Below are 11,726 nucleotides of genomic sequence, written 5' to 3'. Positions count from 1 at the left end.
TCAGTCCTCTAGTTGCTGCGCACGCGCGGGTCGAGGCGGACGTAGAGGATGTCCACCAGGAAGTTGGCTAGCAGCACGGCGGCGGTGATGGTCAGGAACAAGCCCTGCATCAGTGGATAGTCGAGGCCCTGGACGGCGTTCAGCAGTTGGTAGCCGACGCCCGGATAGGCGAACACCACTTCAGTGAGCAGCGCACCGCCCACCACGAATCCCAGTCCCATCCCGAAGCTCGTCACCGAGGGCAGCATGGCGTTGCGTGCTGCGTAGCGAAGCATGATGCGGCCCGGGCGGAGTCCTTTGGCTTCGGCCATGGTGATGTAGTCCTCCGAATTCGTGGCGATCATGGTGTTGCGCATTCCCAGCATCCAGCCGCCGATGGAGACCAGCACGATCGTCAGCGCCGGCAACACCAGGTGAGCGCCGACGTCGCCGATGAACTCCCAAGTGAACGCGGGCTCCAAACCATCGGTGAACGCATGCCGGATCGGGAACCAACCCAGCACCACCCCGAACAGGTACAGCGCACCCATCGCGAGCCAGAAGTACGGGAACGAGCCGATGAAAACCAGCACCGGCGGGAGCGCAGAGTCGATCGCTCCGCCGCGCCGCCATGCGGCCAGGATGCCCAGCAGGTTACCCACGACGGCGGCAATCACCAGCGCGGTTCCGCCCAGTAGCAGCGTCCAGCCGATCTGGGACGAAATGACTTCGGTGACCGGCGTGGGGAACCGGGAGATGGAGACCCCCATCTGGCCGGTGAAGATGTTGTGCAGGTAGTCGATGTATTGCTCCCAGATGGGCCGGTCGTCAACGCCCAGCAGCTTGCGCAGGGCCTCGATCTGCTCCGGTTGCATTCGGTCCTGGGAGCGGGCAAACATGCGGGATACGGGGTCTCCCGGCATGAAGCGCGGGAGCAGGAAATTCAGGGTGATGGATGCCCAGAAGGCGATCAGGTAGAAACCAAGGCGGCGCAGGATGAAGCGCACGGTTTCCCTCCATTCGGGAATTGCGGGGATTGCGGAAAGTGAAGAGGGCACGCCCGGCGGCAGTGGCCGGTTCAGCGGCAAGGTGGCGGCGTCGTGGCAGCGGGCAACCGCCGGGCGTGCACTGAGAAGAGTTGCGGGGATTTACTTCCGCGGTTCCAGGGTGGTCAGGACCAGCACCGTCGTAGGTGATCGGACGGACAGCGTGGCGTACGGGTTGCCCTCAGTGGGCCAGCCGGTGAAGCGGGTGTCATTGAAGGCACCCCATTCAGGGCCTGAGAACAGCGGCACCAGCGGTGCTGCGTCGTTGTACTCTTCCTGCAGCTTGTTGGCGATGTCCTTTTGCTTGGATTCATCCGTCTCCGCAACGAAGTCGGCCAGCAGGGCATCGGCCTTCGTGTCGCCGAAGCGGTGGTAGTTATCGAACGTCTTCGTGCCTACCGGTTTGACCGTTGCGGTGCCCATGGAGGTGTTGAAGTACTTGTACGGGCTGGGATCGTTGGCGCTCCAAACGATGCCGGAATCGAAGTCGCCGGTCTCATAGCCCGCGACCACAGCGGCCCAGTCCGGGGACTCGACCTTGGCCGTGACGCCCACCTCGGCCAGGTTCTGCGAGATAACGTTGGCCACGGAAAGCCAGTCAGAGGATGTGGCACCTACGGAGATCTTGAATTCGAAAGGCTTGCCGTCTTTGAGGGTGCGCTTGCCGTCTGCTCCCTTGGGGTATCCCGCCTTGTCCAGAAGCTCGTTGGCCTTCTGCACATCGTGGGTGGTCCACGTGCAGTTGTCCTTCACCTGGGCGTTTTTCCAGGTCTCATAATTACCGGAGAGCCCGGTGCAGTCAGCCGGCTTGGCGTAACCGCTCATGCCGATCTTGGTGACCTGGTCACGGTCCACGGCCATGCTCAGCGCTTTGCGGACGTCGACATCGTTGAACGGCGCCTTGGTGGTGTTGAGCTGCCAGTTGATCATGGCACCGGTGGCAGGGAACCAGTATTGGCGGTGTTCCTTGTCCTTTGACACAAAGGTCTTTTCGATGTTGGGAATGTACTGCGGAGCCCAGTCCACGTCCCCGTTCGCTGCGGCGAGGTTGGCGCCGTCGTTTCCTGCGAAAGCGAGCATCTTGATGCCGGCGATCTTCTGCTTTTCAGGCTGCCAGTAATTGGGGTTCTTCTTCAGCACGAAGGACTGGGCCTGGAAAGTATCAACCTCGGTGTACGGCCCGGTACCCACCGGCTTGGCATTCGCATCCTTCTCCGGGTCCGGCAAAGCGGACCAGATGTGCTTGGGCAGGATGCTGAGTTGGCCGACGTCGTAGAGGGCCGGCGACCACGGCTTGTTGAAGTTGAAAGTGACCTTGTTGCCCTCGGCGGTGACGGTGTCCAGGTACTCAAAGCCGCCCTTGATCTTCTTCTGGAGTTCGAAGGTGTAGGCAACGTCGTCAGCCACGAAGGGCTGCCCGTCGGACCATTTCACACCGTCACGGAGCGTGAAGGTGACCGATTTGCCGTCCTCGGCTGCTTTCCACTCCGTGGCCAGCCACGGCACCGTGTCCCCCTTGGCCGGGTTGAAAATGAGGAGGGATTCATAGATGGACTGCTGGACCATCGGGTTCACCGTGGGAGCGAACGGGTTGAAATTCTGCACGAATGTGCCCATGTCCTCCCGCGGGATGGTGAGGAACGCGCCGGCGTTCGCTCCGGCGTCGGAGGTGCCTGTTTTAGAGACGTTAGCCGTGCAGCCGGTGAGCAGCATCGCGCCCACTGCAAGGCTCGCCGCCGTGATCCGGGCAGCCCGGAAGTATCGGGGTTGTGTCATGATGGTTATCTCTTTCCTATCTTCATCGTCCAAGGTGAAGGGGTGGGTAAGGGTTGCTCTTCGGCATTGATTTCGCGGTCAGACCGAAGAGCGTTCTAGCAGCGGACAGTCGACCAATTGCTGGTCGGCAAGGATCGGCTGTCCTGCTGTAAGAGCGGCAAGCGTTTGGACGCCCAGGGCGCCCATTTTTTCGAACGGCAACGCAACCGTGGTCAATTTGGGCCGCAGGTAGGCCGCAATGAGTTCCTGGTTGTCGAAGCCGATCACGGCGATGTCCCCGGGGATGGTCAGGCCCCGTTCCTTAATGGCGTCATAAGCGCCCATCGCCATGCGGTCATTGAGGCAGAACAGCGCCGTCGGTCTCTCTTGTGGCGGGTAGCGGTCCAGGATGTGGCACGCGGCATCGTAACCGCCGTCGGCCGTTGCATACCCGGACACCACCAGTTCGGGGTCCAGCTCCAGTCCGGCGACGGCGAGTGCTTCGCGGGCACCCTCCAAACGCCCTACTGCCGCAGGAATGGCCGGGTCCAGGTTGATGACACCGATCCGGGTATGGCCGGCTTGGAGCAAGCGTTCGACGGCCACCCGTCCCCCCGCCCGCTCATCCGGGACGATCGAGGGCAGCTTACCGTCCGCGTCGAAGCAGTTGATCAGGACTGTGGGGACTTCGTTGGCACTTTCGGGGACGTGAACGCCCCGGTGAAAGGTGGCTGCGTAGAGGAGTCCTTCCACCCGCTGTTCCAACAGCTTCTCCGTGGCAGCATCTTCCAGGCCCTCGTTGGGTCCCACGGCATCGGCCTGGTCGGAGGGCGCGATGAGCAGGAACCGGCGGTCAAGCCAGGCTTGGTCCTGGGCTCCTTTGATGATGTCGACGGCGAACGGAGCCGTGACGATCTCCGTCACGATCCCGTACCAGTTACTACGGCGGGATGCCAGCGCACGGGCGCCGGCGTTCGGGCGGTAGCCCAATTCCTGCACGGCGTCGTTGATCCTGGCGCGGGTTTCTTCGGAGATGCTTGCGTTCTCCCGGTTGCTAAGCACAAACGAAACAGCTGTCCGGGAAACGCCGGCGTGCTTGGCTACGTCTTTCATGGTGACTCCCCGCTGCTTCACAGCCACAGGGGTGTCTGGGTTGGTGCTTTTCGCCATCGAATGCTCCGGTGTTCTTCGCTGATCCAGGTCTGCGCCAAACGTTGTTGTTCGGCCGGCCCGGGGTGGAAAGCAGCGTTGGTAACGCGCGTTACTTTCCGGACATGTGACTCAGGTTACCCGCGTTACTTGAACTCTGTCAACACTCTTTCTTCAGCGTAGGGTCGCGCCCTGTATCCCCCGGATTCGCGGCGTGAACCTGACGCGCGCAGCCGTAAAGGCACGACGGCGGGGCGCCGCCCTGCCGCCGTCGTCCACTGTTCCCGGACTACTTCGAGAGTGCCTCCTCCAACCAGGACCTCAACACCGGCGCGGGAGCCGCGCCGGCCTGCCTCGCCACGATTTTGCCGTCAACGATGATCATCAACGTCGGCACCGCCTGGATGGCGAACCTGGCAGAGAGCTGCGGCGAGTGATCCACATCGACCTTCACGAGTTTGATGCGACCGGCGCGTTCGTGTGCCAGTTGGTCGAGCACGGGGCTCACCAACCGGCAGGGTCCGCACCACACAGCCCAAAAGTCCACCAACACCGGAACGCTGGACCGTTCGGCGATCGCGCTGAAGTCGTCGTCGCCCGCTTCAACCACCCAAGGCAGGTCCTTGTGGCAGCTCCCGCAGCGCGGCCGTCCGTCGGCGGTGGCCGGAACGCGGTTCGACTTGCCGCAGTGAGGACATTTGATGATGGCTTTGTTCATGTGATTGAGGCCTCCGTGAGCTCCGTAGTGCTGTATTCAACCACGAGTTCGCCTCCGGACACGGTCACACTGACCACTCCGCCCTCGGCGATGCTGCCTCGCAACAGGGCCCGACCCACCTGTGTTTCGACGACATGGGAAATGTAGCGGCGCAGCGGCCGGGCTCCGTAGACCGGATCGAAGCCCCGCTCAGCAATCAGAAGGCGTGCCTCTTCGGCCAGGTGAAGCTCGATTTGCTGCTCGGCCAGGCGCTGCCGCAGCTGCTGGAACAGCAAATCAACGATTCGTTCGATTTGTGGCAGTCCCAAGGGTGCGAACAAGACTGTATCGTCGACGCGGTTAAGGAACTCGGGTCGGAAATGTGCCCTGAGTTCACCCATCACCATGCTGCGCGCCTCCTCGGTGATAGTCCCGCCTTCGGCCGAGCCTTCCAAAAGATACTGGGAACCGATATTGGAGGTCATGATGATGACAGTGTTGCGGAAATCGACAGTCCGGCCCTGCGAGTCCGTAATCCGTCCGTCGTCGAGGACCTGCAGCAGCGTGTTGAAGATGTCCGGATGGGCCTTTTCACCTCGTCGAACAGCACCACCGAATAGGGCTTCCGGCGCACCGCTTCCGTGAGTTGCCCTCCTTCGTCATAGCCAATGTAGCCAGGCGGCGCCCCCAGCAGACGGCTCACGGTGTGGCGCTCCTGATATTCGCTCATGTCCAGCCGGATCATTGCGCTCTCGCTGTCGAATAGCGAGGCAGCCAATGCCTTGGCAAGCTCGGTCTTTCCGACGCCCGTGGGGCCCAGAAAGATGAAGGAGCCGATGGGTCGGCGGGGATCCCGGATACTGGAGCGGGCCCGGATGATGGCATCCGACACCGCATTGATTGCTTCTTCTTGTCCGACGACACGGGCACGCAGGATTTCATCCAGGTGCAGGACCTTTTCGCGTTCGCCTTGCTTCAGCCGGGCCACCGGAATCCCGGTCCAGGCCGCCACGATGTCAGCGATCTCATCCTCGGTCACCACCTCGCGGAGCAAGCGCTTCTCGCCCTGTTTCGCAGTCAGTCGTTCTTCTTCGGCGGCCAGCCGCCGTTCGAGGTCGGCAAGCCGGCCGTAGCGTAGCTCTGCCGCCAGGTTGAGGTCGTAGTTGCGCTCGGCTTCCTCGGCCTCCAGACGCGCCCGCTCAAGATCAGTACGAATTCCCTGCAGTTTGTGGATCGCTTGGCGCTCGGCTTCCCATTGGGCCCTCTTGGCGTCTGCTTCGCCGCGCAAGTCCGCCAATTCACGCCTCAGTTCCGTGAGCCGCGTCTTACTGGCCGGATCGGTTTCCTTGGCAAGTGCCGCTTCTTCGATTTCGAGCCTCGTGACCTTCCGGGTCAGCTCATCCAGCTCGGCCGGCATCGAGTCAATTTCCGTCCTGAGCCTGGCGCACGCTTCATCCACGAGGTCAATGGCCTTGTCTGGAAGAAAGCGGTCGGTGATGTACCGGTGCGAAAGGGTGGCCGCAGCCACCAGGGCACTATCCTGGATCCGTACTCCGTGGAATACCTCGAGCCGCTCCCGCAGACCTCGAAGGATGGAAATGGCGTCCTCGACGTCAGGCTCCTCAACGGTGACCGGCTGGAAGCGGCGCTCCAATGCGGCGTCAGACTCGATGTGTTTGCGGTACTCGTCGAGCGTGGTGGCGCCGATCATGTGCAGCTCCCCGCGTGCCAGCATGGGCTTGAGCATGTTGCCGGCGTCCATCGATCCCTCGGAGGCGCCTGCCCCGACGACGGTGTGCAGCTCGTCCACGAAAAGCAGGATCCTTCCTTCTGCCGCAAGCACCTCGGCGAGCACCGCCTTCAACCGCTCTTCGAATTCGCCACGGTACTTGGCACCGGCCACGAGGGCGCTCAAGTCCAGCGAGAAGATGGTCTTGTTCTTCAGGCCTTCCGGCACATCCTGCCGGACGATCCGCTGGGCCAGTCCTTCCACAATGGCGGTTTTGCCGACTCCAGGCTCGCCAATAAGCACCGGGTTATTTTTGGTCTTGCGTGAAAGTATCTGGACCACCCGCCGGATTTCCGCGTCGCGGCCGATGACGGGATCCAGCTTTCCGGTACGCGCGTCCGTCACCAGATCGCGGCCGTATTTCTCCAGCGCTTCGTAGGTTTGTTCCGGCGTGGCCGAGGTAACGCGCTGGTTTCCCCTGACCTGGGTCAGGACGGACAAGAATGCCTCGCGGGTGATGCCGTGTTCCGCCAGCACCCTGCCGGCCGCCGTGGCCCGGCCTTCCTCCGCGAGCGCGACCAGCAAGTGTTCCACCGAGACGTATTCGTCCTTGAGCCGTTTGGCTTCACGTTCAGCAGCATCAAGGAGTGTGCCAAGCCTGCGGCTGACGTATACCTGGCCGGGTGCTGCGCCAGGCCCTGTGACTTTCGGCTTCTTTTGCAGCTCGGCCTCAACCGCCCTGTTCAGCTCCTCAACCTCAACCTGCATGCCTGCCAGAAGTCGCGGGACCAGTCCCCCCTCCTGTTCCAGCAGGGCCGCAAGCAGGTGCTCCCCGTCGGTCTCGGTATGCCCGTGTTGCTGGGCGATCCGCTGTGCCCCTGCCAAGGCCTCCTGCGACTTCCGGGTAAAGCTCTCCATGTTCATGGCTCAGCAGTCCTTTCCACATACGGGATTTCAACCAAACGTCGTTCCAGCGTCTCTACCCTCGCCAGCAAATCCAGTACCAGCGGGATTGCCGCATAGTTGAGCGACCGCTCTGAATGCAGCCGCAGGACGCGCGCGATCATTTCCGGAGCCCCCGGACTGAACCAGGGGCCGCCCGGGCCGTCGCCTCCCAGAGGTCGAACCAGATCCAGCTCCACGAACCTCATGACGACGTCGGAGTGGACACCGCTGCTGCGGGCCACCCCTTCGAGGCTCAGGCGCCACGGATAGGCGAGTGGATATTCCCGGCTCATAGCAGCCCCTCCCTCGGGTGGAAATCGGACACGGCTGCAAGCTGCTCATAGAGCTTGCGCACCTCACTACTCAACCGCGGGGGCACCATGACCCGGATTTCGGCGTAGAGATTCCCCGGCTGGCCTTTCGGATCGGGCAAGCCCTGCCCGCGAAGCCGAAGTCTGCGTCCGCTGGAAGACCCTTCGGGTACGGTGATGGTCACAGGCCCGCCAGGCGCGTTGACCTTGATCCTGGCCCCGAGCGCCGCTTCCGACGGCGTAACGGGAAGGTCGAAATGGATGTCCCGGCCTTTGAGGCGGTATCTCGCGTCCGGCTGAATGCTTACGGTCAGGAAGAGATCCCCCGGCCGGCCCCCTTCGCGGCCACCGGCGCCCTCCCCCGCGAGTCGGATGCGCTGGCCGTCCACCACGCCGGGCGGCACGTCGACGTCGTAATTCCGCGTCTCGCCACCTGGCGCGGCCAGGCGAACCGTGCGCCGTCCGCCGCGGATTGCTTCTTCGAGCGTCAACCGAAGCCCGGCCTCGTGGTCTGAGCCCGGCGCCGGACCCGCCCCCTGCTGACGGAACCAGCCACCAAGCAGGTCCTCCCAATCGACGTCCCCTCCCATGTCGACATGGGCGCCACCGTACGGGCCGCGTCCCGGGCGTGGGCCCGGGCGCGGACCACCGGAACCCCGCCCCGTGCCGCCGCCCTCCGAATCAGCACCGCGACCGGCATACTGCCGGTAGTCCGCGCCGAACCGGTCATAGCGCGCCCTGGTTTCGGGATCCGACAAAGTATCGTAGGCCTCGCCGATCTCCTTGAACTTGTCCGCGGCATCCGGCTCCCGGTTGACGTCCGGATGGTACTTTCTTGCCAGTTTGCGGTAAGCCCGCTGGATTGCCTCCGGCTTCGCTGCGCGAGAGACGCCCAGCACTGAGTAGTGATCCTTAGCCACGGTCAGCGTTCACCGCCCGGCTCACGACGACGGCGGCTGGCCTGAGGACGGTATCCGTCCCGCCGTAGCCCGGGCGAAGGACGGTGATCACCGTCCCGGGAGGAACCTCGTCCGTCTCCGATACGCTCACCACCTCGTGAATCCGAGGGTCAAAGGGGACGTTCACGCCGTCGATCCGCGGGTACCCGAGGCGGGCCAGGATATCGATGGCCTGAGAGCGGATAGCGGCCAGGCCGTCGACAAGGGGGTCCCCGGCAGAGGGGGCATGAGCCAGGGCGAGTTCCAGATTGTCCAAGACAGGCAGCCACAGCAGTGAGACCGCCGAGCGCTCCTGTGACCTTAGCTGTGAGGCTTCCCGGGCAGCGCGTTTTCGGATATTGTCCGCGTCAGCCAGCGCGCGGCGCCAAAGATCCTCCATTTTGGCCAGCGCTTCCGCCGACGCCCCAGGCATGGTTTCCGTTTCGCCGGCTGCGGCGGCCTCTGTTCCATCAATTCCTGGATCGGCGTGCCCAGCCGGCCCTGCGTGGTCGCTCATGGCCGTACCTAGCCACGATCGAATTCTGCATCGACAATGTCATCGTCATCCACACTGTCGGAAGTCCCGGGCTGTGACACGGGTCCGGCGCCCGGCCCTGCACTGGCCGCTGACGCTGCCGAGGCACTCAAGGCCGACTGCAGCTGCTGGAGCTCGGAAATCAGTTCCCTCGCCGCTCCAACGTCCGCCTGGTTGCTGACGGCGTCCCGCGCCTGACCAACCAGTAGTTCAGCCCGGGCCTTGTCGTGCACCGGGACAGCATCACCAAGTTCATTGACGGCCCGCTCAACGCGATACGCCACCGCGTCGAGTTCATTCAGGGTGTCAATGCGCTCCCGATTCTGCACATCCTCGCTCCTGTGGGACTCGGCCTCGGCAATCATTCGTTCGACTTCCTTGGCGTCGAGGTTGGAACCTTCACTGATCGTGATCCCTTGTTCCTTGCCGGTGTCTTTATCGCGGGCTGTGACGTTGAGAATGCCGTTTGCGTCGACGTCGAACGTGACCTCAACCTGCGGTTCGCCGCGAGGCGCCGGCCGGATATCGGTTAGCTGAAATCGACCCAAAACCCGATTATCCGCAGCCAGTTCCCGCTCCCCCTGCAGGACCACGACGTCCACAGCGGGCTGGTTGTCTTCGGCGGTGGAGAACACTTCGCTTCGCCGTGCGGGGATGGTCGTGTTGCGCTCGATGATCTTTGTCATGACACCGCCGCGGGTCTCGACTCCCAGGGACAGCGGCACAACATCCAACAGCAAGACATCCGAGACTTCGCCCTTAAGAACTCCGGCCTGGATCGCCGCACCGATGGCCACGACTTCGTCCGGATTGACGCTCATGTTCGGATCTTTTCCACCGGTCAGGCGCCGGACCACATTTTGTACCGCTGGAATACGGGTGGAGCCGCCCACCAAAATCACTTCATCGATGTCGTTGGCGGTAACCTTGGCATCCGTCATCGCCTGTTTGACCGGATCCATGGTCCGTTCCACAAGGTCATGGGTAATGTCTTCAAAAACAGAACGCCGAACAGTGGTGGTCAGATGCTTGGGCCCCGCCGCGTCCGCAGTGACGAAGGGGAGGCTGACCTGCGTCTGGGTCACAGAACTTAGCTCGACCTTCGCTTTCTCGGCCGCTTCGAACAGGCGTTGCAAGGCCTGCGCATCCGCACGCAGGTCAATGCCCTCCTGCTTCTGGAAGTCATCAGCCAAGTAGTCAACAAGGCGACGGTCGAAATCGTCCCCGCCAAGGTGCGTGTCGCCCGCCGTCGAACGGACCTCCACAACGCCGTCGCCGACGTCCAGCAGGCTAACGTCAAAGGTTCCTCCGCCCAGGTCGAAAACCAGAACCGTCTCATGCTGACGTTTGTCGATGCCATAGGCCAGGGCGGCCGCGGTAGGTTCATTAATGATCCGCAGGACTTCCAACCCCGCGATTCTGCCAGCGTCCTTGGTGGCGGTCCGCTGTGCATCGTTGAAGTACGCAGGAACGGTAATGACTGCTTCCGTTATCTTCTCGCCCAGTTGCTTCGCGGCGTCGTCCACCAGCTTACGCAGAACCAGCGCACTCACTTCCTCCGGCGCCACCTTCTTACCCTGCACCTGAAAACGCGCCACACCGTTGTCGTCCGCCACGACGTCGAAACTCACTGCCTTGGCCTCATCAGTGATCTCATCATTGTGGCGGCCGATAAATCGCTTGGCCGACGTGATGGTTCCCTTGGGGTTGAGGATCGCCTGCCGGCGGGCCAGTTGCCCCACAAGCCGTTCCCCGCTGTCGGTGTAAGCCACAACTGACGGGGTTGTCCGCGCCCCTTCCGCGTTGGGAATGACGCGTGCCTCCCCACCTTCCCAGACAGCAATCACCGAGTTGGTTGTTCCGAGATCAATTCCTACTGCCTTGCCCATGACTGACTCCGGTCCTGGAGAACGTGACCGGCCCTGCGGCGACGTCCGCCCGAGGTTGCACCGCAAGACGAACGCCTGTGCCGCTGAGCTAAAAACTCAAGGGTGTCCATGACTTTCTCATGCAGTCTTATGAGGTTGAGTCTGCCCCCTGGACGGGAGCGCCGCATGGCCCTGTGAGGTCAGAAATTACTCCAGCGATCAACCTGTCATGCGGAGAGTCCACGGGCGTGAAGTCGAGGGCGCTTTAATCGTTGAGGAGCGTCCACCTCATGGCCGGAGCACGTGAGGGCCGCGAGCGCGTGAACCACTTGACAGGCAGCTGAGCCGGGTCTAGTACTGGGCTATATCAGGTGCACCCCGCTCGCCGGGCCGGATGGTAGCCACATCATTGGTCCGTGCTGACATAACATCAATGTTCGCTGTCACGGCCGGGTCGGCTCCATGGATGAACCAACATAGGAGCCCGCATGAGTACACTGATTCCCGACCCGCACCTCGCGCAGATTCATCCGGTCACAGTGCGCACACCGCAAGGCTGCGAGGAATGTCTAATACTGGGTACTCCGTGGGTTCACTTGCGACTATGTCTGTCCTGCGGCCATGTGGGTTGCTGTGATTCCTCACCCATGCGCCACGCCCGGGCCCACGCCACCGAGTTGCATCCAATCGTTCTTTCCTTGGAGCCCGGCGAAAACTGGCGTTGGTGCTATCCCCATGAGGCGTTCGTCTAAGAAATCGACGGACGCCCTCAGC

General features: G+C 62.6%; 9 protein-coding genes and 1 pseudogene. 1 reads left to right on the top strand and 9 read right to left on the bottom strand.

The genetic code is table 11. The features are described from left to right. Positions 1–8 precede the first annotated feature (8 nt). From PYR64_RS07480 to dnaK, 9 genes and pseudogenes are all read right to left on the bottom strand, one after another. Positions 9–986 (bottom strand): ABC transporter permease, encoded by a 978-nt coding sequence (locus PYR64_RS07480; protein ID WP_275779180.1) that lies wholly within the window; start codon positions 984–986, stop codon positions 9–11. Positions 987–1,127: 141 nt separating this feature from the next. Further along, on the bottom strand, positions 1,128–2,801 hold the full coding sequence (locus PYR64_RS07475) for an ABC transporter substrate-binding protein (RefSeq protein WP_275779178.1): 1,674 nt from the start codon (positions 2,799–2,801) through the stop codon (positions 1,128–1,130). A gap of 78 nt (positions 2,802–2,879) precedes the next feature. Beyond that, complete coding sequence (locus PYR64_RS07470) at positions 2,880–3,893, bottom strand: LacI family DNA-binding transcriptional regulator (protein WP_275779176.1); 1,014 nt, start codon at positions 3,891–3,893, stop codon at positions 2,880–2,882. Positions 3,894–4,218: 325 nt separating this feature from the next. Then, a complete protein-coding gene (trxA, locus tag PYR64_RS07465; RefSeq protein ID WP_275779174.1) occupies positions 4,219–4,647 on the bottom strand; it encodes a thioredoxin in 429 nt (142 codons plus the stop codon). Next, positions 4,644–7,279, bottom strand: a pseudogene (gene clpB / locus PYR64_RS07460) (ATP-dependent chaperone ClpB). Before clpB ends, trxA begins: the two are co-directional and overlap by 4 nt. Further along, the gene (locus tag PYR64_RS07455) at positions 7,276–7,593 is read right to left on the bottom strand and encodes a chaperone modulator CbpM (protein WP_275779172.1); all 318 of its coding nucleotides are present in this window, start codon (positions 7,591–7,593) and stop codon (positions 7,276–7,278) included. Before PYR64_RS07455 ends, clpB begins: the two are co-directional and overlap by 4 nt. Continuing rightward, the gene (locus tag PYR64_RS07450) at positions 7,590–8,531 is read right to left on the bottom strand and encodes a DnaJ C-terminal domain-containing protein (RefSeq protein ID WP_275779170.1); all 942 of its coding nucleotides are present in this window, start codon (positions 8,529–8,531) and stop codon (positions 7,590–7,592) included. Before PYR64_RS07450 ends, PYR64_RS07455 begins: the two co-directional genes overlap by 4 nt. Beyond that, positions 8,524–9,066 (bottom strand): nucleotide exchange factor GrpE, encoded by a 543-nt coding sequence (locus PYR64_RS07445; RefSeq protein ID WP_018778590.1) that lies wholly within the window; start codon positions 9,064–9,066, stop codon positions 8,524–8,526. The genes PYR64_RS07450 and PYR64_RS07445 overlap by 8 nt, the downstream gene beginning before the upstream one ends. Positions 9,067–9,074: 8 nt before the next feature. After that, entirely contained in the window at positions 9,075–10,973 is a 1,899-nt protein-coding gene (dnaK, locus tag PYR64_RS07440; RefSeq protein WP_275779168.1) for a molecular chaperone DnaK, read from the bottom strand. 467 nt (positions 10,974–11,440) lie between these two features. Between dnaK and PYR64_RS07435 the strand changes: the two genes are divergently transcribed. After that, complete coding sequence (locus tag PYR64_RS07435; RefSeq protein WP_082499814.1) at positions 11,441–11,704, top strand: UBP-type zinc finger domain-containing protein; 264 nt, start codon at positions 11,441–11,443, stop codon at positions 11,702–11,704. Positions 11,705–11,726: the final 22 nt, after the last annotated feature.

Source organism: Paenarthrobacter sp. Y-19, assembly GCF_029223985.1.
Taxonomy (GTDB): domain Bacteria; phylum Actinomycetota; class Actinomycetes; order Actinomycetales; family Micrococcaceae; genus Arthrobacter; species Arthrobacter nicotinovorans.
Note: the sequence above shows the minus strand (reverse complement) of the source record. Positions and strands in the feature narration are given on the sequence as shown.

What these genes read in the sequence shown, in the direction of transcription:
- trxA (WP_275779174.1), bottom strand. Translation starts at nt 4,647, where the DNA reads ATGAACAAAGCCATCATCAAATGTCCTCACTGCGGCAAGTCGAACCGC.
- PYR64_RS07435 (WP_082499814.1), top strand. Translation starts at nt 11,441, where the DNA reads ATGAGTACACTGATTCCCGACCCGCACCTCGCGCAGATTCATCCGGTC.
- PYR64_RS07470 (WP_275779176.1), bottom strand. Translation starts at nt 3,893, where the DNA reads ATGAAAGACGTAGCCAAGCACGCCGGCGTTTCCCGGACAGCTGTTTCG.
- dnaK (WP_275779168.1), bottom strand. Translation starts at nt 10,973, where the DNA reads ATGGGCAAGGCAGTAGGAATTGATCTCGGAACAACCAACTCGGTGATT.
- PYR64_RS07475 (WP_275779178.1), bottom strand. Translation starts at nt 2,801, where the DNA reads ATGACACAACCCCGATACTTCCGGGCTGCCCGGATCACGGCGGCGAGC.
- PYR64_RS07455 (WP_275779172.1), bottom strand. Translation starts at nt 7,593, where the DNA reads ATGAGCCGGGAATATCCACTCGCCTATCCGTGGCGCCTGAGCCTCGAA.
- PYR64_RS07445 (WP_018778590.1), bottom strand. Translation starts at nt 9,066, where the DNA reads ATGAGCGACCACGCAGGGCCGGCTGGGCACGCCGATCCAGGAATTGAT.